Raw genomic sequence first — 22,317 nt, 5'->3', positions numbered from 1 at the left:
ATGAGCCTTAGTTCAGGCCCAGCTTGCCGCGCAGGGTCGACAGGTCTTCGGCCAGGGTGTTGACCGGACCCACCAGGGCCTTGCGGTCAGCGTCCTTGACCTTGTCATAGGTCTCGAAACCGCCGTCCTTGGTCTTGTACTTGGCCAGGATCTTGTTCACAGCGGCAAAGTTCTTGTCGACTTTGGCGGCGAAGGCCTTGTCCTGCTTCTCGATCTGCGGACGGAACAGGTCGACGATTTTCTTCGCGCCGTCGATGTTGCCCTGGAAGTCGTACAGGTCGGTGTGACTGTAGCGGTCTTCTTCACCGGAAATCTTGGTCGCGGCCACTTCTTCGAGCAGGGCGGCGGCGCCACCGACGACTTTCTCCGGCGGGAAGGTCAGGCCGGCGACGCGGGCCTGCAGGTCCTTGACGTTCTTGTCCAGGCCATCGGCCAGGTCACCCAGGCCCTGGGTGGAGTTTTCGGAGAACAGGCTGTACTCCAGGCGGTGGAAACCGGTGAAGTCTTCGGCCTTGACACCTTTCTCATGGTCGTCGACACGGGAGTCGATGGCGGCGTCGAGGTCGCTGAACAGCTCGGCGATCGGCTCTATCGACTCGTAGTGGACGCGGGTCGGTGCGTAGAGCTTCCTGGCGGTGGCCAGGTCGCCTTTCTTCACGGCGTCGGTGAACTGCTGGGTCTTGCTGGCCAGCTCGTCGAGCTGTTCAGTCACGTAAATCTTGTAGTCCGAAACCGGCCCCACCAGGTCCAGGGGCGCGGTGGCCGCAAAAGCCGAGAGCGGAGTGTGCAGCAGGCCGACGGCCAACAACAAAGCAAGAGGCGACTTCTTCATGGGACGTTTCCGTGAGTTAAGGGTTAAGCAGTGGTTTTTTGTGGTGTTGCAGATAGCAGCGAGCGACCGATGAAATCCTGATCGCCGGTGACTCCCGGCAAGGTGAAGAAATAACCGCCGCCGATCGGCTTGAGGTATTCCTCCAGGGGCTCACCGTTGAGTCGTGTCTGGACCGCGATAAAACCTTGCTCCAGGTCGGCCTGGTAGCAGATGAACAGCAAGCCCATTTCCAGCTGGCCGTTCTTGCTCACGCCGTTGGAGTAGTTGAACGGCCGGCGCAGGATCAGGTTGCGCTGGGTCTCGGCAGTACGCGGGTTGGCCAGGCGGATATGGGCATCGAGCTTGGTCAGCTTGCCTTCGGGATCCTTGGCATAGTCGGGTACCTGGGTTTCTTTCTGGCCGTCCATGGGCGCGCCCGAGCTCTTGACCCGGCCGATGATGCTTTCCTGCTCCTGCAGCGGGGTGCGGTCCCAGCGCTCCACCAGGTTGCGGATGATCCGCACCGCCTGGTAGCTGCCATGGGCGGCCCAGGCCGGTTCGTCGCTGCCGGGCTGGACCCAGACGATACGGTCCATGGCGCTGCCGTCGTTGGAGTCCGGGTTGGCCGAACCATCACGGAAACCGAGGAAGTTGCGCGCGCTCTGGGCCGGTTCGCCGGGCTTGGCCGGGGCCTGGGGTGGTACCGAACCTTCCTGCTTCCAGCGCACCAGCAGCAGGTCGGGGGTGTTCTTGACGATATCGCGCAGGGCGTGGATGTTGGTGTCCGGGGTGTTGGAGCAGAACTGGATGCTCAGGTCGCCGTGGCACAGGTCCGGCTGCAGGGCGTCGTTGGAGAAACCGACCATCCGGCTCAGGCGCTTGGGTTTGGCGGCCTCCAGGCCGAAACGCTCATCAAACAGCGAGTCGCCGACGGAGACGGTGATGGTCAGGTTGTCCGGGGTGACGACCGGGCCGAGGATCCCGGAGTCCACCGGTGGCAGCTTCGGGTCGACCTGCTTCACCGCGCCGCCGGTCATCAGGAAGGCGATGCGCTGGTTGAGGGTGCGGAACAGGCGCTCGAGGTCCTTGCGGTCGCTGGCGAGGACGTCGAAGGTGACGATCATGCCGGCTGCCGGACGCGGCGTGACGATGCCGGTCTGGTGCTGACCATGGAAATCGTGGCGGTCCTGGGTCTTGTCGCTGCTCGGAGCCTGGGTTACCTGGGCTTGAGCTACTTGGGCTTGACCGGCCTGGCCCTGTGACGCCGCCATGGCCGGACAACTCAGGGCGCTGCCGGCAATGGCCGCGCCGGCTACGCCCATGCCCAGCAGAACGCGGCGGCGGTCGGCGGAAAACTCGTTGTTACGCTGTGATGAATCGCTCATGTTCGGGTCGTCTGCTGATTACAGGCCGGAAAGGCCAAGGGCGGGATCGATTCCATCGAGTGCATCGGCCAGGACCTTGGCCTTGTCGGCAAGCTGCTTGCGCTGTTCGGCGCTGACGGTGTCATAGGCGACATAGCCGTCGGCGGTGCGCAGGCCGTTGAATTCGGCATCCAGGGCAACGGCGGCGTTGTCGAGCTTGGGCAGCAGGTCGGCGGCCGACTTCGCCAGCAATGGCCGCAGCAGGTCGATGACCTTGCGCGTGGCTTGCAGGTTGGCGGCGAAACCATTCAGGTCGATATGGCTGTAGCGTTCTTCCTCGCCGCTGCTGCCGCGGGTCTCGGCGATGCTGTGCATGCTGCGGGCGACGATACTGACCAACTGTTCCGGGGGCAGCGACTGGGCCAGCAACTGTTGCTTGAGGCTGATCACATCGGCCTGCAGACGCTGCACGGTGGGCATCAGACCATCGAGGTTGCGTTGCTGGAACAGGCCGTATTCGATGCGGTGGAAGCCGCCGAAGCCAGGGTCCTGCTCGCGCTTTTCGTAGTAGTCGGCGCGGGCGTTGATACCGTTGTCCAGTTCGGAAAAGCGCTGGGCGGCCGGTGCCAGGCGCTGATAGGCGGCGCGGGCCGGCACATACAGCGCCTGGGCCTGGCTCAGGTCGCCGGCGGCGATGGCCTGTTGCAGGGCGTCGACCGCCTTGATCAGGGCGCTGCCCTGGGTGCTCAGGTAGACGCGGAACTCCGACAGCGGTCCGATAAAGGCGGTCATCGACGGACGCGCCTGGGCGGCCGCATCAGAGGCAGCGGTCGGGGTCACGTGCAGCGTGCCACGGGGATTGCTCAGCAGGCCGCAGGTAATCGCGTAGTCGCCAGGGGCGAGGTTGGCGTTGATCACCTGGCTCAAGCCGGGGGCGATGTTCTCGCGTTCTTCGACCACCAGCACGCCGTCGAGGATTTCCCACTCCACCGCGCGATCCGACTTGTTGAGGATACGGAAGCTGTTCAGCCCGGCTGGAACGGTCAGTGCATTCGGTTCACAGCTATGGGCCAGGATGCTGACGGTGATTTCGTTGTGATGACCCTGGCGTTTGCTCGCTGCCAGTTGCGAGGCGTAGTAGAACAGTCCACCGGCCGCGATCATCACGATCACCGAGCCGGCTACCGCCCAGCGCAAGGCCTGGGGCGGTTTGCCAGTTGCAGGGTTGGACATGGGTAACCTTACTGGTTGGGAACGGAAGAGGTTTGCTTGGTTGCCGGTGGTGCGGCGGGGATGAAAAACATCACCAGCGCGATCACCAGGTACAGCAGGTAGGCGCCTACGACACTGACGGTCGGGGCATCCTGGTAGCCGAACATGCCGGCCAGCACCGAACCGGTCGGGCCGTCCATCGGCAGCGTGGCACTGATATCGAAGACCACGGCTTGCAGGTGGTTCCACAGCCCGGCTTCATGCAGTGCCTGTACCGAATTGGCCAGGATGCCGGCGGCGACCACGAGGATGAACAGGCCGGTCCAGCGGAAGAACAGGCTCAGGTTCAGGCGCATGCTGCCGGTGTAGATGGCGAAGCCGACGAAAATCGCCAGGATCAGGCCGAGCAGGGCACCGATCGGCGCGCCCGGGCCTTCGCTCTGCTGGAACACCGCCAGCAGGAAAAACACGGTTTCCAGGCCTTCGCGGGCCACGGCGAAGAACACCATGGCAATCAGCGCCCAGACCTGGTGCCTGGAACCGGCCAGGGCGTGATCGAGGGAAACATGCAGGGAATGCTTGATGGACCGGGCGACCTTGCGCATCCAGAACACCATAGAGCTGAGGATGCCGACGGCGATCAGGCCGACGATGCCTTCGAAGAGTTCCTGTTGTTTCTGCGGGAACTCGGCGCTCATCAGTTCCAGGCCGCCACCGACCAGCAGGGCGAGGGCGGCGGCGAGAAAGACCCCGATCCAGACGGCGGGCATCCACTGGCCGCGGCCGGTCTGCTTGAGGTAGCTGGCAATGATGCCAACGATGAGCGCGGCTTCGATGCCTTCGCGCAACATGATCAGAAAGGGAACCAGCATTCGGCAATCGCGTCCGTTACAAAGTGGATGGTAATTTGTAACATAATGATACTCATTACTAAACAGCTTTCATTGACAATAGCTGAACCTGGGCTGAACGGCAGGGGGCTGCCCGGACGCAGAGCGTCCAGAAGGGCGTTCCCACGCAGAGCGGGGGAACGATCAGCGGGATTCCGGTCTGCGCAAGACAGACGTCTGGCAGGGTCACCGTGGGAGCCGGCTTGCTGGCGATAGCGATCTGCTGGTCGACATCCGTGCTGACGGATGCCTCGCGATCGCCAGCAAGCCGGCTCTGGCAAGGTGCATCCGCCATGGGGCGATATCAGGTGCTCAGGGCGAAATCGACCGCCGCGAGTGCATGCAACTCGGTGGTGTCGAGCAACGGCAGGTCGCTGTGCTCCGGCTTGATCAGCAGGCTGATTTCCGTGCATCCGAGAATCACCGCCTGGGCGCCGCGGGCGGCCAGTCCGGCGATCACTTGCCGGTAAACCTGGCGCGAATGTTCGCTGATGATGCCGACGCAGAGTTCGTCGTAGATGATCCGGTGCACGGCCTGGCGTTCGTCGGCTTCAGGCACCAGCACCTCCAGGCCCTGGGCGACCAGGCGCTGCTTGAGAAAGTCCTGCTCCATGGTGAACGCGGTGCCGAGCAGCCCCACGGTCCGTGCCCCGGCCGCGAGGGCGGCGTGTCCGGCCGGCTCGGCGATATGCAGGAAGGGGATGTCTACCGCGGCCTGGATCTGCTCCGCGACCCGATGCATGGTGTTGGTGCAGAGCACCACGCACTCGGCGCCACCGGCCTGCAGGCGCCGCGCGGCGTCCTGCAGGATCAGCCCGGCATCGTCCCAGCGCCCGGCGTGCTGGGCCTGTTCGACAGGTCCGAAGTCGACGCTGTACATTAGCAGCGACGCCGAGCGCAACGGGCCGAGCCGCGCGCGGACCTGCTGGTTGATGATCCGGTAGTACTCGGCGCTGGATTCCCAGCTCATGCCGCCGATAAGGCCGATGGTACGCATGTGGTGCTCCTGTCGATAAAAGGTGTCGATAAAGGGTGCCTTGCGCAGTCTGCGCGGCGGCATCAGCTCCCATCTATCAGGAAATTTCATATGCCGGGGCAACGGCCTGCAGTGCTTCCAGTTCCTCCCCGGCATCTGCTGGACGGGCGGCTGTGCCTGCAATTGCTGCCGCGCTCGGCCTACAGCGGCCGCGACCCGGTGCAATGGCAGACCCTGGGCATTGCCCTGGAACACCAGCAGGGCGTGCACGCGATCGATTCCGACCGGCGTATGGATTTCGACACCTGGCCTGGCACCCTGGCACTGACGCCGCCCGGCGTCGAGGTGTTTTCCGAGTCGGCCAGGGGCGGCGAATACCTACTGGCGCGTTGGCGGCTCGAGGATGAACAGGCCCCGACGCAGCGCCGCCTGGAGATTCCCGGTCATGCCCGGGGCCTGTCCTGCGGACGGCAACTGCGCCGGTTGCTGCTGGATCCGCACACCGATCCACTGGCCCTGGAAGCCGCTGCACTGGACTTTGTCGGGCTGTGTGACACGGCTCCGGTTTCGGTCCGTCGATCAGGTGATTTCGGGCCGATCCTGCAACGCTTTGCCGAAGCCTTTGCGCAGCCCTTGAGCCTGACGCGGCTGGCGGCCGAACAAGGGCAGTCGGAACTGCGTTTCCTGCGGGATTTCACCCGTGCCATCGGCATGACTCCCCATGCCTACCTGCTCGAGGTCCGGGTTCAGGCCGCGCGACGACTGATCGAGAACTCCGACCTGGCACTGGCGGAGATCGCCCTGGACTGCGGCTTCGCCCATCAGTCGCACCTGGGTAGCGCCTTTCGCAAGGTGCTGGGGGTGACACCCGGCGAGTACCGCAGGCGACTCTCTTGCAAAAGCTCTCCATGAGTTAGTCGTACGCCCCTGGATGCGATCTGCCATGATCGTGGCTTCGATTCAGGTTCACCCGAGGAGCAGTTCAATGGACGATGTACGGCAACTGAGGGAAATGCTTCGGCACTACGCCGAGAGCGAAGCGCACAAGCAGCAACTGTTCGACAGCCAGTCGGCCCACTGGACGGCGCGGATCGTCGAGCTGTTCGATCATATCGAGCGCTGGCTGGAGCCGGTCAAGGCACCGGGCCTGCTGGAAGTGCGGCGCGAGGATTACGTGGCCTTCGGCCCTGGCGTCGCGGTGGAAACCTCGACCTTCAAGACGCAGAAACTGAGCATTCATATCGCCGGCAAACCGGTGGAGTTCGTCCCGGAAGTGATGGGCGCCGGTGGTGCGATTTCCCTGGCGGTGGTGGGCTTGACAGCGGCACGCCATGGCAGCGTTTCACTGGTGGGCGTGCCGGGTACCGGGGACTGGCAGTGGCGCAAGACCAATGGCCTGAAAGACCCGGACATCTTCGCATTCGATGCCGATTTCCTCGCCGTGCAATTGCAGAGCCTGATCCCCCGCGAACGCGTGTGAGCAGGCGGGTGGCCGGCTACAGGCCACCCTGCGTTCCATGGCCGGTGCGTTCAGGCGATCTGCGCTGCTTGCCGGGCCACGGCGGCATCCGCCACCCGCACGGTGCGCCAGGTGTTGTAGGCCATCAGCAGCATGCCGCTGAGAAAGAATACCCCTCCGGCAAATCGCACGATAAAGCCGGGATGGCTGGCCTGCAGCGCCTCGACGAAGGAGTAGGTGAGGGTGCCGTCCTCGTTGACCGCGCGCCACATCAGTCCCTGGGTGATGCCGTTGACCCACATCGAGGCGATATAGAGGACGGTGCCGATGGTCGCCAGCCAGAAATGCAGGTTCATCAGGCCGACGCTGTACATCTGCTCGCGCCCGAAGACCTTGGGGATCATGTGATACAGCGAGCCGAAGGTAATCATCGCCACCCAGCCGAGGGCGCCGGCGTGCACATGGCCGATGGTCCAGTCGGTGTAGTGGGACAGGGCGTTGACGGTCTTGATCGCCATCATCGGTCCTTCGAAGGTCGACATGCCGTAGAACGCCAGGGACAGCACCAGGAAACGCAGGATCGGATCGGTGCGCAGCTTATGCCAGGCGCCCGAGAGGGTCATCATGCCGTTGATCATGCCGCCCCAGCTCGGCGCCAGCAGGATCAGCGACATGGCCATGCCCAGCGACTGCGCCCAGTCCGGCAGGGCGGTGTAGTGCAGGTGGTGGGGGCCGGCCCAGATATACAGGGTGATCAGCGCCCAGAAGTGGACGATGGACAGCCGATAGGAATACACCGGACGCCCGACCTGCTTGGGCACGAAGTAGTACATCATCCCGAGGAAACCGGTGGTCAGGAAGAAACCCACCGCGTTGTGCCCGTACCACCACTGCACCATGGCATCCGTCGCGCCGGAGTAGACCGGATAGGACTTGAGCCAGCTCACCGGGATCGACAGGTGATTGACCACGTGCAGCATGGCGATCACCAGGATAAAGGCTCCGAAGAACCAGTTGCCGACATAGATATGCCGGGTCTTGCGTCGTACCACGGTGGTGAAGAACACGATGGCGTAGGCGATCCAGACCACGGTCATCCACACCGCGCCGCTGAATTCGATTTCGGCATATTCCTTGGTAGTGGTATAGCCCAGCGGCAGGCTGATGAACATCACCACGATCACCGATTGCCAGCCCCAGAACGTGAACGCCGCCAGGGCGTCGCTGTACAGCCGCACCTGACAGGTACGTTGCACGGTGTAGTAGCTGGCGGCGAACTGGGCGCTGCCGGCGAAACCGAAGATCACCAGGCTGGTGTGCAACGGTCGCAGGCGGCCGAAGGTGGTCCAGGGCAGGTCCAGGTTCATTTCCGGCCAGACCAGTTGCGAGGCGATCAGCACGCCCATTGCCATGCCGATCACGCCCCAGAATACCGTTGCCACGACGAATTGCCGGACCACCTTGTAGTTGTAGGCCTGTCCGTTTGGTGCTGTGCTCATGGTCAAGTCTTCCACGGTTGCAAAATCGCGCCAGGCCACCCTGGCCTGGCATGCCGTGAACTGTAGGAATGGAGGACGGGACAAAACAGACTCAGAAAAAGCTCATTCATACGGATCAGATATTTCGCCGATTGGCATTGAATGAGCTGGATTCTGATAGGTTTTTTCAGAGCAGAGGTCGATCTGTATCGAGTTTTGCCGGCGCAGAGAAGGGTGGCGGTGTTTCGCGCCCGTTCCTACACTGAAAAGCTGTTTTTCAGGTTTGCCGAACAAGGCATCGTATGACAATTTGTGCGTCCCCATAGGTCGCCCGGCACTTTCGTGTTTAACTTCGGCCTCTTCAAAAAAACGTCTGGAAGGATTTCGTTCATGGCTCAAGTCACCCTCAAAGGCAATCCGGTTCAAGTCAACGGTCAACTGCCACAAGTCGGCTCCAAGGCGCCAGCCTTTTCCCTGGTCAGCGGCGGCCTGGCCGACGTCACCCTGAGCAGCTTTGCCGGCAAGCGCAAAGTGCTGAACATTTTCCCGAGCGTCGATACCCCGACCTGCGCCACTTCCGTGCGCAAGTTCAACGCCCAGGCCAACGACCTGGCCAACACCGTGGTGCTGTGCATCTCGGCTGACCTGCCGTTCGCCCAGGCACGTTTCTGCGGCGCCGAAGGCCTGGAAAACGTACAGAACCTGTCGACCCTGCGTGGTCGCGAGTTCATCGAGAACTACGGCGTGGCTATCGCTGAAGGTCCGCTGGCCGGCCTGACCGCTCGTGCTGTCGTGGTCCTGGATGAAAACGACAACGTCCTGCACAGCGAACTGGTCAAGGAAATCGCCGAAGAGCCCAACTACGAAGCAGCCCTGGCTGTTCTGAAGTAACGGCGGCGGTGATGCCCGACGGCCTGGCTTTGTCCAGGCCGTTTTTCGTTGTGCGGCGCTCTGTCTCGGGCTTTTCGGGCAAGTCCGCCCGGCTGCTGGTGTGACAAATTGTGTTTGCACATAGGTCGCCGCACCGTATCGTGGTTAACTTCGACTTTATTTCATACACCGTTCAGGGGGATTCAGTTCATGGCACAAGTGACGCGCAGGGGCGTGGTGGTCCGGGTCGACGGTGAACTGCCACTTCCCGGGACCCGGGCGCCGGCATTTTCCCTGGTGGACAAGGACCTGGCGGATGTCACCCTGGGCAACTTCGCCGGCAAGCGCAAAGTGCTGAATATCTTCCCGAGCGTCGATACCCCCACCTGTGCCAGATCGGTGCGGGCCTTCAATGCCCGGGCCAATGAACTGGCCAATACCGTGGTGCTGTGCATCTCCGCCGATCTGCCGTTTGCCCAGACGCGTTTCTGCGGCGCGGAAGGCCTGGACCAGGTGCTCAACCTGTCGACCCTGCGTGGCGGTGAATTCAGGGAAAATTACGGCGTGGCCATCGCCGATGGTCCGCTCGCCGGCCTGACCGCCAGGGCAGTGCTGGTCCTCGACGAACAGGACCAGGTGCTGCACAGCGAACTGGTCGCCGATATCGGCCAGGAACCCGACTACGCCGCGGCTCTCGCGGCATTGCGGTAAGCGCCTTTACAATTATTGACGGCCTGCCTCTGTCCAGGCCGTTTTTATTTGTGCTTCAGTGCCTTAGTCGAAGGCTGAAGAACGTCATGCGAAGGTAAATTGCCGGTAAAGGCGCTTTGCTTGAAACACTTGAGTGCTTATCTTTCAGCCTCCTAGGGAAGAAGCTCTCGCACATAATGGTTGATCATTCCATGCAATCCTCTGCTCCTCGCAAATCCCGTCGCTGGCTGTTCGGCCTGCTGACCCTGCTGATCATCGCAGCGCTGTGCTGGCATTTCTGGCCGACCGGTGACCACAAGACCGAACACAAGCCCGCCGGGCGTACCGGCAAGAGCGGCATGATGCGCCCCGGTTTCGGCGCCGCGGCCGGGCCGGTACCCGTGCGCGTGGCCCCGGCCACCGTCGGCGACTTCCCGCTCTACTACAAGGCGCTGGGCACGGTGACCGCGCTCAATACGGTCAATGTGCGCACGCAGGTGGCAGGGCAACTGGTCAAGATCAACTTCCAGGAAGGGCAGATGGTCAAGGCCGGCGATGTATTGGCCGAGATCGACCCGCGCAACTACGAAAGCGCCTTGCTGCAGGCCCAGGGCACCTTGTTGCAGAGCCAGGCGCAACTGAAGAATGCCCAGGTCGACCTGCAACGCTATCGCGGCCTGTATGCCGAGGACAGCATCGCCAAGCAGACCCTGGACACCGCCGAGGCGACGGTGCTGCAGTACCAGGGCACGGTCAAGAACAACCAGGGGGCGGTCGACGCGGCCAAGCTGAACCTGGAGTTCACCAAGATCCGCGCCCCGATCGCCGGGCGCCTGGGCCTGCGCCAACTGGATGTCGGCAACCTGCTGGCGGCCAATGACAGCCAGGCGCTGGCGGTGATCACCCAGACCCAGCCGATCAGCGTGGCGTTCACCCTGCCGGAAAACAACCTGGCAGTCGTCTTGCCGCGTTTTCGCAGCGGCGCGCACCTGCCCGCCGAAGCCTGGGATCGCGGCGACGTGAAGCTGCAGGCCACCGGCGTGTTGCAGAGCCTGGACAACCAGATCGACATCACCACCGGCACCCTGAAGTTCAAGGCGCTCTACGAGAACAAGGAGCAGACGCTGTTCCCCAACCAGTTCGTCAATGTGCGCCTGCTCGCCGACACCCTGAAGAACGTGGTGCTGGCGCCGAGCGCGGCAATCCAGTTCGGCAACGACGGTACCTTCGTCTACGCCATGGACGGTGACAAGAAGGTCAAGATCCGGCCGCTGAAAGTCGGCGCCAGCGACGGCAACGTCACGGTGGTCACCGAAGGCCTGGCTGCCGGCGACCGCGTGGTCCTCGAAGGCACCGATCGCCTCAAGGACGGCGGCGAAGTGGAGGTGGTCAACGACAGCCAGGAGGTGCCGGGCACGCCTGCCGAACACCTGCACGGCTCGAAATCCAAGGGCGATGACGCTTCGGCTGGCGCCGGCAAGGCGAAAAAGGTCGGCGCATGAATCTCTCGCGGCTGTTTATCCTCCGCCCGGTAGCGACCACCCTGAGCATGCTGGCGATCGTCCTGGCCGGGGTGATCGCCTACCGCCTGTTGCCGGTCTCGGCGCTGCCGCAGGTCGACTACCCGACGATTCGCGTCATGACCCTGTACCCGGGCGCCAGCCCGGATGTGATGACCAGTGCGGTGACCGCGCCGCTGGAGCGCCAGTTCGGGCAGATGCCGGGGCTGACGCAGATGGCGTCCACCAGCTCCGGCGGCGCGTCCGTGCTGACCCTGCGCTTCAATCTCGACATCAACATGGATGTCGCCGAGCAGCAGGTCCAGGCGGCGATCAATGCCGCGACCAACCTGCTGCCCAAGGACTTGCCGGCACCGCCGGTGTACAACAAGGTCAACCCGGCGGACACCCCGGTGCTGACCCTGGCGATCACCTCCAAGACCATGTTGCTGCCCAAGCTCAATGACCTGGTCGACACCCGCATGGCGCAGAAGATCGCCCAGATCAGCGGTGTCGGCATGGTCAGCATCGCCGGCGGCCAGCGCCAGGCGGTGCGGATCAAGGTCAACCCCGAGGCCCTGGCGGCCAACAGCCTGAACCTGTCCGATGTGCGTACCCTGATCGGCGCCTCCAACGTCAACCAGCCCAAGGGCAACTTCGACGGCCCGACCCGGGTGTCGATGCTCGATGCCAACGACCAGTTGCGTTCGCCCAAGGAATACGCCGAGCTGATCCTCGCCTACAAGAATGGCGCGCCACTGCGCCTGAAGGATGTGGCGCAGATCGTCGACGGTGCGGAAAACGAACGCCTGGCGGCCTGGGCCAATGAAAACCAGGCGGTGCTGCTGAATATCCAGCGCCAGCCGGGGGCCAACGTGATCGAGGTGGTCGACCGCATCAAGGCGCTGCTGCCGAGCATCACCGACAACCTGCCGGCCGGTATCGATGTCACCGTGCTCACCGACCGTACCCAGACCATCCGGGCCTCGGTCACCGATGTGCAGCACGAACTGCTGATCGCCATCGCCCTGGTGGTAATGGTGACGTTCCTGTTCCTGCGCCGGGCCAGCGCCACCATCATTCCTTCGGTGGCCGTGCCGTTGTCGCTGATCGGGACCTTCGGCGTGATGTACCTGGCGGGCTTTTCGGTCAATAACCTGACCCTGATGGCCCTGACCATCGCCACCGGTTTCGTGGTCGACGATGCCATCGTCATGCTGGAAAACATCTCGCGCTTCATCGAGGAAGGCGACAGTCCGATGCAGGCGGCGCTCAAGGGCGCCAGACAGATCGGCTTCACCCTGGTGTCGCTGACGCTGTCGCTGATCGCGGTGCTGATCCCGCTGCTGTTCATGGCCGATGTGGTGGGGCGGCTGTTCCGCGAATTCGCCATCACCCTGGCGGTGGCGATCCTGATTTCCCTGGTGGTGTCCCTGACCCTGACCCCGATGATGTGCGCGCGCTTGCTCAAGCGCGAACCCAAGGAAGCGGAGCAGGGGCGGTTCTACCGTGCCAGCGGCGCCTGGATCGACTGGCTGATCGAGTCCTACGGGCGCAAGTTGCAATGGGTACTCAAGCACCAGCCGCTGACCCTGCTGGTGGCCGTCGGCACCCTGGCGCTGACCGTGTTCCTCTACCTGGCGGTGCCCAAGGGCTTTTTCCCGGTGCAGGATACCGGGGTGATCCAGGGCATTTCCGAGGCGCCGCAGTCGGTATCGTTCGCGGCCATGAGCCAGCGCCAGCAGGAACTGGCCAAGGTGATCCTCGCCGATCCGGCGGTGGAAAGCCTGTCGTCCTATATCGGTGTCGACGGCGACAACGCCACGCTGAACAGCGGACGCCTGCTGATCAACCTCAAGCCCCATCGCGAGCGCGACCTGAGTGCCACGCAGGTGATCGCCCGCCTGCAGCCCGACCTGGACAAGCTGGCGGGCATCCGCCTGTACATGCAGCCGGTGCAGGACCTGACCATCGAGGACCGGGTCAGTCGTACCCAGTACCAGTTCAGCATGTCGTCCCCGGATGCCGAGTTGCTGGCCGAATGGAGCGGCAAGCTGGTCGAGGCCCTGGCCCAGCGTCCCGAGCTCACCGATGTCGCCAGCGACCTGCAGGACAAGGGGCTGCAGGTGTACCTGGTGATCGACCGGGACGCCGCTTCGCGACTCGGGGTATCGGTCGCCGATATCACCGATGCACTGTATGACGGGTTCGGCCAGCGGCAGATTTCCACCATCTACACCCAGGCCAGCCAGTACCGCGTCGTGCTGCAGGCCCAGGCCGGGGAAAAGATCGGCCCGGCGGCCCTGGACCAGATCCACGTGAAGACCACCAGTGGCGGCCAGGTACGCCTGTCGAGCCTGGCCCGTGTCGAGGAACGCCAGGCACAGCTGGCAATCACCCATATCGGCCAGTTCCCGGCGGTGATGATGTCGTTCAACCTGGCGCCGGGCATCGCCCTGGGCAAGGGGGTCGAGATCATCGACCAGGTGAAGCAGGAAATCGGCATGCCGGTGGGCGTGCAGACCCAGTTCCAGGGCGCCGCCGAGGCTTTCCAGGCGTCGCTGTCGAGTACCTTGCTGCTGATCCTGGCGGCGGTGGTGACCATGTACATCGTGCTCGGGGTGCTCTACGAGAGCTATATCCATCCGGTCACCATTCTCTCGACCTTGCCATCGGCCGCGGTCGGTGCCTTGCTGGCGCTGATCCTCACGGGCAATGACCTGGGCATGATCGCGATCATCGGGATCATCCTGCTGATCGGCATCGTCAAGAAGAACGCGATCATGATGATCGACTTCGCCCTCGACGCCGAACGCAACCAGGGCATGCCGCCCGAGCAGGCGATCTACCAGGCGGCGCAGCTGCGCTTCCGGCCGATCCTGATGACCACCCTGGCGGCCCTGTTCGGCGCCGTGCCGCTGATGCTGGCGACCGGTTCCGGCGCCGAGCTGCGCCAGCCCCTGGGCCTGGTGATGGTCGGCGGCCTGCTGGTCAGCCAGGTACTGACCTTGTTCACCACGCCAGTGATCTACCTGTTCTTCGACCGTCTCGGACGGCGTTGGGGCCGGCACCCCAGCCGCCTGGAGCAGGCGGACACATGAACCTCTCCGGCCCTTTTATCCGCCGGCCGGTAGCGACCATGCTGCTGAGCCTGGCCATTGTCCTGCTCGGTGGCGTGAGCTTCGGTCTGTTGCCGGTGTCGCCGCTGCCGCAGATGGACTTCCCGGTGATCGTGGTCCAGGCCAGCCTGCCCGGGGCGAGCCCGGAAGTCATGGCTTCGACCGTCGCCACGCCGCTGGAGCGCTCGTTCGGGGTGATCCCCGGGGTCAACACCATGAGCAGCCGGTCCAGCCAGGGTTCGACCCGGGTGATCCTGCAGTTCGATCTCGATCGCGATATCAACGGCGCGGCACGGGAGGTGCAGGCGGCCATCAACGCCTCGCGCAACCTGTTGCCCAGCGGCATGCGCAGCATGCCGACCTACAAGAAGGTCAACCCGTCCCAGGCGCCGATCATGGTGCTGTCGCTGACCTCCGATGTGTTGCAGAAGGGCCAGCTCTACGACCTGGCCTCGACCATCCTGTCCCAGAGCCTGTCCCAGGTGCCGGGTGTGGGCGAAGTGCAGATCGGCGGCAGCTCGCTGCCGGCGGTGCGCATCGAGCTCGAACCCCAGGCCCTGAACCAGTACGGCGTGGCCCTGGACGATGTGCGCACCACCATCGCCAACGCCAACGTGCGCCGGCCCAAGGGCTCGCTGGAGGACGACCAGCGCAACTGGCAGGTGCAGGCCAACGACCAGTTGGAGAAGGCCAAGGACTACGAACCGCTGATCATCCACTACCAGAACGGCGCGGCACTGCGCCTGGGCGACGTGGCGAAGATCAACGACAGTGTCGAGGACCGCTACAACAGCGGTTTCTTCAACAATGACGCGGCCGTGCTGCTGGTGATCAACCGCCAGGCGGGGGCCAACATCATCCAGACGGTCAACGAGATCAAGGCCCAGTTGCCGGCCCTGCAGGCGGTGTTGCCGGCCAGCGTCAAGCTGAACCTGGCCATGGACCGCTCGCCGGTGATCAAGGCGACCCTGCATGAAGCCGAGATGACCCTGCTGATCGCCGTGGCCCTGGTGGTACTGGTGGTCTATCTGTTCCTCGGCAACTTCCGCGCCTCGCTGATCCCGACCCTGGCGGTGCCGGTGTCGCTGGTGGGCACGTTCGCCGTCATGTACCTCTACGGGTTCTCCCTGAACAATCTGTCGCTGATGGCGCTGATCCTCGCCACCGGGTTGGTGGTGGACGATGCGATCGTGGTGCTGGAGAACATCTCCCGGCATATCGACGAGGGTGTCGCGCCGATGAAGGCGGCGTACCTGGGGGCCAGGGAAGTCGGTTTCACCCTGCTGTCGATGAACGTGTCGCTGGTGGCGGTGTTCCTGTCGATCCTGTTCATGGGCGGGATCATCGAGAGCCTGTTCCGCGAGTTTTCCATCACCCTGGCGGCGTCCATCGTGGTGTCGCTGGTGGTTTCCCTGACCCTGACCCCGATGCTCTGTGCCCGCTGGCTCAAGCCCCATGCCCAGGGCCGGCAGACCCGCCTGCAGCGCTGGAGCGAGAAGGTCAACGAACGGATGGTCGCCGGCTATGCCGTCAGCCTCGACTGGGTGCTGCGTCACCGGCGCCTGACCCTGCTCAGCCTGTTCGTCACCATCGGGGTCAATGTCGCCCTGTACGTGGTGGTGCCGAAAACCTTCATGCCGCAGCAGGACACCGGACAACTGATCGGTTTCGTGCGTGGCGACGACGGGCTGTCGTTCGGCATCATGCAGCCGAAGATGGAAATCTTCCGCAAGGCGGTCCTGGCCGATCCGGCGGTGGAGAGCGTTGCCGGCTTCATCGGCGGCAACAACGGCACCAACAACGCCTTCATGCTGGTGCGGCTCAAGCCGATCAAGGAACGCGATGTCTCGGCGCAGAAGGTCATCGAGCGCCTGCGCACCGAAATGCCCAAGGTCCCCGGTGCGCGGCTGATGCTGATGGCCGACCAGGACCTGCAGTTCGGCGGTGGTCGTGAACAGACCACCTCGCAGTATTCCTACATCCTGCAGAGCGACGACCTGGCGGCCTTGCGCGAGTGGTATCCGAAGGTGGTCGCCGCGTTCAAGGCCCTGCCGGAACTCACCGCCATCGATGCCCGGGAGGGCCGTGGCGCCCAGCAGACCACCCTGGTGGTCGACCGCGACACCGCCAAGCGCCTGGGGGTGGATATGGACATGGTCACGGCGGTGCTGAACAACGCCTATAGCCAGCGGCAGATCTCCACCATCTATGACAGCCTGAACCAGTACCAGGTGGTGATGGAGGTCAACCCGAAATATGCCCAGGACCCGGAAACCCTGAACCAGGTCAAGGTGATCGGCAGCGACGGGCAGCGCATACCGCTCTCGGCCATCGCCCATTACGAGAACAGCCTGCAGGACGACCGGGTCGACCATGAAGGCCAGTTCGCCTCGGAAAGCCTGTCGTTCGACATGGCGCCCGGGGTGACAGTGGAGCAGGGCACCGCCGCGATCGAGCGGGCGGTCGCCAAGGTCGGCCTGCCGGAATCGGTGATCGCCAAGATGGCCGGGACCAGCGACGCCTTCGCCGCGACCCAGAAAAGCCAGCCGTTCATGATTCTCGGGGCGCTGGTGGCGGTCTACCTGGTGCTGGGGATTCTCTACGAGAGCTACATCCATCCCCTGACCATTCTCTCGACCTTGCCTTCGGCAGGTGTCGGCGCCTTGCTCAGCATCTACCTGCTGGGGGGCGAGTTCAGCCTGATTTCCCTGCTCGGGCTGTTCCTGCTGATCGGGGTGGTGAAGAAAAACGCGATCCTGATGATCGACCTGGCCCTGCAACTGGAGCGCCATTCCGGCCTGGAACCGCTGGCTTCGATCCGCGCTGCCTGCCTGTTGCGCCTGCGGCCGATCCTGATGACCACCCTGGCGGCGATCCTCGGTGCGCTGCCGTTGCTGCTCAGCAGCGCCGAAGGCGCGGAAATGCGCCAGCCGCTGGGCCTGACCATCATCGGCGGGTTGATCTTCAGCCAGATCCTGACGCTCTACACCACTCCGGTGGTTTACCTTTATCTCGACCGCCTGCGCCATCGCTTCAACGCCTGGCGCGGCGTACGTACCGATGGTGCTCTGGAAACTCCGCTATGACAGACCGTTCACACTGCAATGCGCCCGTACTGGCTGCCCAACGTCTGGAGACGGCGCGCGGCTCGCGCCTGCTGAGCCTGGCCTTGTGCGGGCTGCTGCTCAGCGCCTGCGCCGTCGGCCCGGACTACAAACGCCCGGACGCCGAGACCCCGGCGCAGTACAAGGAAGCCGCCGGCTGGCGCCAGGCCCAGCCCAGCGATTCGCTGGCCCGTGGTGCCTGGTGGGAGTTGTATGGCGACCGCACCCTCAACGAACTGGTGGAGAAGCTCAACAGCAGCAACCAGACCGTGGCCCAGTCCGAGGCGCAATTTCGTCAGGCCCAGGCCCTGGTGCGCAGTTCGCGCGGGGCGTTCTTTCCGAGTGTCGACCTGAGCGCCGGCAAGACCCGCTCCAGCCAGGGCACCGGCAGCAGCAACTCGAGCCTGAGCAGTTCGGCGAGCGGGATTCGCGATACCTACAACGCCCAGCTCGGAGTCAGTTGGGAGGCGGATGTCTGGGGCAAGCTGCGCCGCGGCCTGGAAGCTGACCAGGCCAGCGCCCAGGCGAGTTTCGCCGACCTCGCGGCCATGCGCTTGAGCCAGCAGTCGGAGCTGGTGCAGAACTACCTGCAATTGCGGGTAATCGATGAGCAGAAACGCTTGCTCGAAGCCACGGTCCAGGCCTACGAGCGCTCGCTGAAAAACACGGAGAGCCAGTACCGTTTCGGGGTTTCCGGCAAGGCGGCGATCGCCCAGGCGCAGACCCAGCTGAAAAGTACCCAGGGCGACCTGATCGATCTGATCTGGCAGCGCGCCCAGTTCGAAAATGCGATTGCCGTCCTGACGGGCCAGCCGCCGGCCGAGTTCAAGCTGGCGGCCACCAACGACATACCGGGGTTGCCACAGATTCCGTTGAGCCTGCCTTCGCAACTGCTGGAGCGACGCCCCGATATCGCCTCGGCGGAACGCTCGGTGATTGCCGCCAACGCCAAGATCGGCGTGGCAAAGGCAGCGTACTACCCGGACCTGAGCCTGAGCCTGTCCGGTGGCTACAGCAGCAGTACCTATGCCGACTGGATCAGCCTGCCGAACCGTTTCTGGTCGGTGGGGCCGAAACTGGCGATGACCCTGTTCGATGGCGGGCAGCGCTCGGCGGAAGTCGAACGCACCGAGGCGGTGTATGACCAGACCGTCGCCAAGTATCGCCAGACCGTGCTCGATGGTTTCCGCGAGGTGGAAAACTACCTGGTACAGCTCAAGGTCATGGAGGACGAGGCGGCGGTCCGCCAGCAGGCTCTGGATGCGGCCCGCGAATCGTTGCGCCTGACCGACAACCAGTACAAGGCCGGGCTGATTGCCTACCTGGATGTGGTCACGGTGCAGACCACCGCCCTGAGCAACGAGCGCAGCGTACTGAGCCTGTTGCAAAGCCGCCTGATCGCCAGCGTGCAGCTGATTGCCGCGCTGGGTGGTGGCTGGGACGGCAATACCGATCTGAGCGCCAGCAAATAATCCGGATCAGGTGCTGATCGTTCCCGGCGCGAGTGCGGGAACGATCACCCTGAACGACGGGTTGCTCAGGCGGACATGGTCCACGGCTGCAGGTCGTAGCCTTTTTCGCTCAGTTCGGCACGGGCCTGCTCCAGCAGGGATTTCAGCTGCGCCGGGTCCGAATAGTCGCTGCAGGAGATCTGCTGGCGACCGATGCTGTTGTTGGTGCGATCGATCACCGTCAGGCTCAGGTCGCCTTTGTCTTGTGCCGTCCAGGCCACGCACTGGAAAGGTTTGAATGCGTTGCCGGCCATCAGGAGTGCTTCGTTGAAACGGAGCGGGGCGTTCATGGGGTCTTCTCTCAAGGTTGCCCGATAATGATGTTGTAAGCCGTCGGTTGGGCGCACCGTCGCGGCTGGTTACTTGTACTGATGTCCGTTGAGGGGCATCAGGTCACACAAGAAATAAAGTTTTTTTCATTTTTGTTCATATAATTCGATAACGCTCTATTGCGCGGCCGGGGATACAAAACCGCTGTCCCGGTTATGTACGCCATGGGCAGTTGGTTATCGACCTTATAAACAAACGGTACAAGTCTGCGTCAAGTTCTTGCTAGTGTTACAGCCAGGTTTGCCAAATTACTGTTTCTAATAAAATTTTATAATTCCGGCGCCAGGGAACAGTCATGCAAGAAGCCGCACCGCTCAGACGTCTCCTTGTCGTCGATCCCTGTGACGACTGTCACCAGTTGCTTCCCGGCCTGCGCAGCGTCGGTTGGGACGTCGACAGCTGCAATCTCGAGGCTGCCGCCGATCGTTCCTGCGATGTCGGCCTGTTGCGCCTGCAACCGTTTCACCTGGAACGCCCCGAGGCGGTCAAGGAGCTGATCAGTCGCAGCGGCACCGAATGGATCGCGGTACTCAGCCAGGAAGTGCTGCGTTTGCAGAATGTCGGTGACTTTGTCTGCGAGTGGTTCTTCGACTTTCATACTTTGCCCTTCGATGTTTCCCGCGTACAGGTGACATTGGGTCGCGCCTTCGGCATGGCGCGCCTGCGTGGACAAGGCTCCATTCATGTCGACCAGCCGGAACACGAATTGCTGGGTGACAGCCGTTCGATCCGCGAACTGCGAAAGTTGCTCGGCAAACTGGCGCCGACCGAGTCGCCAGTATTGATCCGCGGCGAAAGCGGCACCGGCAAGGAACTGGTCGCCCGCACCTTGCACCGCCAGTCCCAGCGCCATGCCAAGCCCTTCGTGGCGATCAATTGCGGGGCGATTCCCGAGCATCTGATCCAGTCCGAGCTGTTCGGGCATGAGAAGGGCGCGTTTACCGGTGCCCACCAGCGCAAGGTCGGGCGGATCGAGCAGGCCCATGGCGGTACCCTGTTTCTTGATGAGATCGGCGACCTGCCGCTGGAGTTGCAGGCCAATCTGCTGCGTTTCCTCCAGGAGAAACATATCGAGCGGGTCGGTGGCAGCCAGGTGATCCCGGTGGATGTGCGGGTCTTGGCGGCCACCCACGTCGACCTCGAGGCAGCGATCTGCACCGGGCGTTTTCGCGAAGACCTCTATTATCGACTGAACGTGCTACAGGTGGTCACGGCACCGTTGCGTGACCGGCACGGCGACGTGGGAATGCTGGCCAACCATTTTTCCCATTTCTACAGCCAGGAAACCGGACGGCGCCCGCGCAGTTTCAGCGAGGAAGCCCTGGTTGCCATGGGCAGTCACGGCTGGCCGGGCAATGTCCGTGAACTGGCCAACCGGGTTCGCCGTGGGCTGGTGCTGGCCGAGGGACGGCAGATCGAGGCCCGTGACCTCGGGCTGGTCAGCGAGCCTTCCGCGACCGCGCCGATGGGGACCCTCGAGGATTATGTCTACCAGGCCGAACGCCAGGCCTTGTGCGATGTGCTCAATCGCCACAGCGACAATATGAGCGTTGCCGCACGGGTGCTGGGGGTTTCCCGGCCGACTTTCTACCGGTTGCTGCACAAGCACCAGATCCGGTAGAACTCCAGAAACTTCGGGGGCAAGCCCCCTCCCACAGGGGCCTTTTCCATGGGACGAGAGGTTAGAAGTAGTAGGGGAATTTCAGGCTGAAGGAGAAGTCCGGGGCATCGGGCGTCATCCCCAGGGACAGTTGCGGCACGATGGTCAGGTTCGGTGTGGCGGCGATGGTCATGCCGACGTTGAAGTAGCCGGCGTTGGCGTCGCTGCCGACAACGGTCTGCCAGCCCTGGCCGCTTTGCTTGAGCTTGCTCTCGCGCTGTATCAGGTCGGAGACAGAGAAGGACATACTCATTTTTTCGTTCAAGGCGAAGGCTATGCCTGCACCGATCTGGTAGCTGTCACCCAAGGACACTTTGCCGGGAATCGTCGAACCTTGCTGCGGGCTGATATCGCTGAACGACTCTTCGAAGTTATGGGTATAGGCGAGAGTGGTGAACAACACGGCCGGATCGAAGGTCTTGACCAGGGATATGCCCGGAGTGATCGACCAGACGCCGTTACCGGTCGGCAGACTTTCGGGATATGTCAGGTTGCCGTTACTTTGCGAGGAAGTGAGAAACTTGATGCCATAGGGTTCCTTGCCTGTCGGAGCCTTGACCCGCAAGCTAAAGACAGCGTCCGGCCAGTTCTCCGACTCATCGAGGAACTTGTAGGCCACGCCAAAGTTGACGTCGCCCAGCGTCGGATCCCGGGTTACTGTTTTCTCGACGGTCGTGGCCGCCGCGCCGCCATTACCCCCACCTGATTGGTAAGTGGACTCGCGATAGACAAATGGGGCGTTTATATCAAACTGCCAACGGTTATCGAGGTTGTAGCGTGCTGTCAGATCCATGGTCCAGGTATCGGCCTTGATCCGATCCAGATTGATGGTGCCAAGCAGGATCGAGTCGAGGGCCAGGAAGCCGTTGAGGAACAGTTGCCGAGTGTCATAACGTGAATAGGTGATACCGGTTTCAACGCTGAACTTGCCATTACCGAAGAAGCCGCTGGCTTCGTTATAGAGGTCGGAAACACTCTGGGCCGGCGCCGAATCATCCTTGAGCGACTGGCCATAAGACGCCCCTGTTGCTGCTCCCGTAGCATTTGCGCTGGCCCCCGCCACCGCCTGACCCTTTCTCAAGTCCGCCGGGGACTTGACCAGACGCTTGGGTTGCGGCGCCGGAGGTTGGTCTTCAACCTGTCGAACCCGCTGCTCCAGCACCGAGAGAGCCTGTTGCTGTTGAACGTAACGTTGTTTCAGCTCCAGAAGTTCTTGTTTTAAGGCCTCTACTTCGGCATCGGGCGCTGCTTGCAACATCGCTGCCGGAAATAATGTGCCCACACATATTGCTGCGCGCAGAGAAAACGATCGCATGAAATAAGCCGTCCCTTACTAACTTCCAA

18 protein-coding genes are annotated in these 22,317 nt (G+C 63.0%); 9 read left to right on the top strand and 9 right to left on the bottom strand.

Annotated features, from left to right (window positions below; translation table 11 throughout):
- Positions 1–7: 7 nt before the first annotated feature.
- From efeO (ACL9RJ_RS03575) to ACL9RJ_RS03555, 5 genes are all read right to left on the bottom strand, one after another.
- Entirely contained in the window at positions 8–832 is an 825-nt protein-coding gene (gene efeO / locus ACL9RJ_RS03575; RefSeq protein WP_017127392.1) for an iron uptake system protein EfeO, read from the bottom strand.
- 23 nt (positions 833–855) lie between these two features.
- Positions 856–2,196 (bottom strand): iron uptake transporter deferrochelatase/peroxidase subunit, encoded by a 1,341-nt coding sequence (efeB, locus tag ACL9RJ_RS03570; protein ID WP_017127391.1) that lies wholly within the window; start codon positions 2,194–2,196, stop codon positions 856–858.
- 18 nt (positions 2,197–2,214) lie between these two features.
- Positions 2,215–3,408 carry an iron uptake system protein EfeO gene (gene efeO, locus ACL9RJ_RS03565; protein ID WP_017127390.1) on the bottom strand — a complete coding sequence of 398 codons (1,194 nt, stop codon included), beginning with the start codon at positions 3,406–3,408 and terminating at the stop codon, positions 2,215–2,217.
- Positions 3,409–3,416: 8 nt separating this feature from the next.
- Positions 3,417–4,259 (bottom strand): iron uptake transporter permease EfeU, encoded by an 843-nt coding sequence (gene efeU / locus ACL9RJ_RS03560; protein ID WP_017127389.1) that lies wholly within the window; start codon positions 4,257–4,259, stop codon positions 3,417–3,419.
- Between the two features lie 322 nt (positions 4,260–4,581).
- The gene (locus ACL9RJ_RS03555) at positions 4,582–5,274 is read right to left on the bottom strand and encodes an aspartate/glutamate racemase family protein (protein ID WP_177083175.1); all 693 of its coding nucleotides are present in this window, start codon (positions 5,272–5,274) and stop codon (positions 4,582–4,584) included.
- A 90-nt stretch (positions 5,275–5,364) separates the two neighbouring features.
- On the opposite strand from ACL9RJ_RS03555, the gene ACL9RJ_RS03550 reads away from it, so the two are divergent.
- Both ACL9RJ_RS03550 and ACL9RJ_RS03545 read left to right on the top strand, forming a co-directional pair.
- Positions 5,365–6,165 carry a helix-turn-helix domain-containing protein gene (locus ACL9RJ_RS03550; RefSeq protein WP_017127387.1) on the top strand — a complete coding sequence of 267 codons (801 nt, stop codon included), beginning with the start codon at positions 5,365–5,367 and terminating at the stop codon, positions 6,163–6,165.
- Between the two features lie 73 nt (positions 6,166–6,238).
- Entirely contained in the window at positions 6,239–6,733 is a 495-nt protein-coding gene (locus tag ACL9RJ_RS03545; protein WP_422764894.1) for a hypothetical protein, read from the top strand.
- Positions 6,734–6,783: 50 nt separating this feature from the next.
- Here ACL9RJ_RS03545 and ccoN read toward each other — a convergent pair whose 3' ends face one another.
- Positions 6,784–8,211, bottom strand: coding sequence for a cytochrome-c oxidase, cbb3-type subunit I (ccoN, locus tag ACL9RJ_RS03540; RefSeq protein ID WP_212811081.1), 1,428 nt, complete (start codon positions 8,209–8,211; stop codon positions 6,784–6,786).
- A 102-nt stretch (positions 8,212–8,313) separates the two neighbouring features.
- Entirely contained in the window at positions 8,314–8,589 is a 276-nt protein-coding gene (locus tag ACL9RJ_RS03535; protein ID WP_212811082.1) for a hypothetical protein, read from the bottom strand.
- Here ACL9RJ_RS03535 and tpx (ACL9RJ_RS03530) point away from each other — a divergent pair.
- The 6 genes from tpx (ACL9RJ_RS03530) (at position 8,581) to ACL9RJ_RS03505 (ending at position 18,944) form a co-directional block, all read left to right on the top strand.
- Positions 8,581–9,081 (top strand): thiol peroxidase, encoded by a 501-nt coding sequence (gene tpx, locus ACL9RJ_RS03530; protein ID WP_177082219.1) that lies wholly within the window; start codon positions 8,581–8,583, stop codon positions 9,079–9,081. The two genes, ACL9RJ_RS03535 and tpx (ACL9RJ_RS03530), sit on opposite strands and share 9 nt — an antisense overlap.
- Positions 9,082–9,270: 189 nt before the next feature.
- The gene (gene tpx, locus ACL9RJ_RS03525) at positions 9,271–9,771 is read left to right on the top strand and encodes a thiol peroxidase (protein ID WP_422764892.1); all 501 of its coding nucleotides are present in this window, start codon (positions 9,271–9,273) and stop codon (positions 9,769–9,771) included.
- A gap of 176 nt (positions 9,772–9,947) precedes the next feature.
- Positions 9,948–11,252 carry an MdtA/MuxA family multidrug efflux RND transporter periplasmic adaptor subunit gene (locus tag ACL9RJ_RS03520; protein WP_422764890.1) on the top strand — a complete coding sequence of 435 codons (1,305 nt, stop codon included), beginning with the start codon at positions 9,948–9,950 and terminating at the stop codon, positions 11,250–11,252.
- Positions 11,249–14,350: an MdtB/MuxB family multidrug efflux RND transporter permease subunit gene (locus ACL9RJ_RS03515; RefSeq protein ID WP_422764889.1), complete on the top strand. Its 3,102-nt coding sequence runs from the start codon at positions 11,249–11,251 to the stop codon at positions 14,348–14,350. The genes ACL9RJ_RS03520 and ACL9RJ_RS03515 overlap by 4 nt, the downstream gene beginning before the upstream one ends.
- Entirely contained in the window at positions 14,347–17,454 is a 3,108-nt protein-coding gene (locus ACL9RJ_RS03510; RefSeq protein WP_177082223.1) for an efflux RND transporter permease subunit, read from the top strand. Before ACL9RJ_RS03515 ends, ACL9RJ_RS03510 begins: the two co-directional genes overlap by 4 nt.
- Positions 17,451–18,944, top strand: coding sequence for an efflux transporter outer membrane subunit (locus ACL9RJ_RS03505; RefSeq protein ID WP_017127381.1), 1,494 nt, complete (start codon positions 17,451–17,453; stop codon positions 18,942–18,944). The genes ACL9RJ_RS03510 and ACL9RJ_RS03505 overlap by 4 nt, the downstream gene beginning before the upstream one ends.
- A gap of 65 nt (positions 18,945–19,009) precedes the next feature.
- Here ACL9RJ_RS03505 and ACL9RJ_RS03500 read toward each other — a convergent pair whose 3' ends face one another.
- Positions 19,010–19,273, bottom strand: coding sequence for a hypothetical protein (locus tag ACL9RJ_RS03500; RefSeq protein ID WP_017127380.1), 264 nt, complete (start codon positions 19,271–19,273; stop codon positions 19,010–19,012).
- A 335-nt stretch (positions 19,274–19,608) separates the two neighbouring features.
- Between ACL9RJ_RS03500 and ACL9RJ_RS03495 the strand changes: the two genes are divergently transcribed.
- Positions 19,609–20,934, top strand: coding sequence for a sigma 54-interacting transcriptional regulator (locus ACL9RJ_RS03495; RefSeq protein WP_422764887.1), 1,326 nt, complete (start codon positions 19,609–19,611; stop codon positions 20,932–20,934).
- Between the two features lie 61 nt (positions 20,935–20,995).
- Here the strand turns inward: ACL9RJ_RS03495 and ACL9RJ_RS03490 are convergent, their stop codons facing one another.
- The gene (locus ACL9RJ_RS03490; protein WP_422764885.1) at positions 20,996–22,288 is read right to left on the bottom strand and encodes a hypothetical protein; all 1,293 of its coding nucleotides are present in this window, start codon (positions 22,286–22,288) and stop codon (positions 20,996–20,998) included.
- Positions 22,289–22,317: the final 29 nt, after the last annotated feature.

The organism is Pseudomonas sp. Mn2068 (genome assembly GCF_049319725.1).
In the GTDB taxonomy this organism is placed as follows: Bacteria; Pseudomonadota; Gammaproteobacteria; order Pseudomonadales; family Pseudomonadaceae; genus Aquipseudomonas; species Aquipseudomonas gingeri.
This window is presented reverse-complemented; position numbering and strand designations above follow the sequence as displayed.

What these genes read in the sequence shown, in the direction of transcription:
- tpx (WP_177082219.1), top strand. Translation starts at nt 8,581, where the DNA reads ATGGCTCAAGTCACCCTCAAAGGCAATCCGGTTCAAGTCAACGGTCAA.
- ACL9RJ_RS03550 (WP_017127387.1), top strand. Translation starts at nt 5,365, where the DNA reads ATGCCGGGGCAACGGCCTGCAGTGCTTCCAGTTCCTCCCCGGCATCTG.
- ACL9RJ_RS03520 (WP_422764890.1), top strand. Translation starts at nt 9,948, where the DNA reads ATGGTTGATCATTCCATGCAATCCTCTGCTCCTCGCAAATCCCGTCGC.
- ACL9RJ_RS03555 (WP_177083175.1), bottom strand. Translation starts at nt 5,274, where the DNA reads ATGCGTACCATCGGCCTTATCGGCGGCATGAGCTGGGAATCCAGCGCC.
- efeB (WP_017127391.1), bottom strand. Translation starts at nt 2,196, where the DNA reads ATGAGCGATTCATCACAGCGTAACAACGAGTTTTCCGCCGACCGCCGC.
- ACL9RJ_RS03490 (WP_422764885.1), bottom strand. Translation starts at nt 22,288, where the DNA reads ATGCGATCGTTTTCTCTGCGCGCAGCAATATGTGTGGGCACATTATTT.
- tpx (WP_422764892.1), top strand. Translation starts at nt 9,271, where the DNA reads ATGGCACAAGTGACGCGCAGGGGCGTGGTGGTCCGGGTCGACGGTGAA.
- efeU (WP_017127389.1), bottom strand. Translation starts at nt 4,259, where the DNA reads ATGCTGGTTCCCTTTCTGATCATGTTGCGCGAAGGCATCGAAGCCGCG.
- ACL9RJ_RS03495 (WP_422764887.1), top strand. Translation starts at nt 19,609, where the DNA reads ATGCAAGAAGCCGCACCGCTCAGACGTCTCCTTGTCGTCGATCCCTGT.
- ACL9RJ_RS03545 (WP_422764894.1), top strand. Translation starts at nt 6,239, where the DNA reads ATGGACGATGTACGGCAACTGAGGGAAATGCTTCGGCACTACGCCGAG.
- ccoN (WP_212811081.1), bottom strand. Translation starts at nt 8,211, where the DNA reads ATGAGCACAGCACCAAACGGACAGGCCTACAACTACAAGGTGGTCCGG.
- efeO (WP_017127390.1), bottom strand. Translation starts at nt 3,408, where the DNA reads ATGTCCAACCCTGCAACTGGCAAACCGCCCCAGGCCTTGCGCTGGGCG.
- efeO (WP_017127392.1), bottom strand. Translation starts at nt 832, where the DNA reads ATGAAGAAGTCGCCTCTTGCTTTGTTGTTGGCCGTCGGCCTGCTGCAC.
- ACL9RJ_RS03505 (WP_017127381.1), top strand. Translation starts at nt 17,451, where the DNA reads ATGACAGACCGTTCACACTGCAATGCGCCCGTACTGGCTGCCCAACGT.
- ACL9RJ_RS03500 (WP_017127380.1), bottom strand. Translation starts at nt 19,273, where the DNA reads ATGAACGCCCCGCTCCGTTTCAACGAAGCACTCCTGATGGCCGGCAAC.
- ACL9RJ_RS03515 (WP_422764889.1), top strand. Translation starts at nt 11,249, where the DNA reads ATGAATCTCTCGCGGCTGTTTATCCTCCGCCCGGTAGCGACCACCCTG.
- ACL9RJ_RS03510 (WP_177082223.1), top strand. Translation starts at nt 14,347, where the DNA reads ATGAACCTCTCCGGCCCTTTTATCCGCCGGCCGGTAGCGACCATGCTG.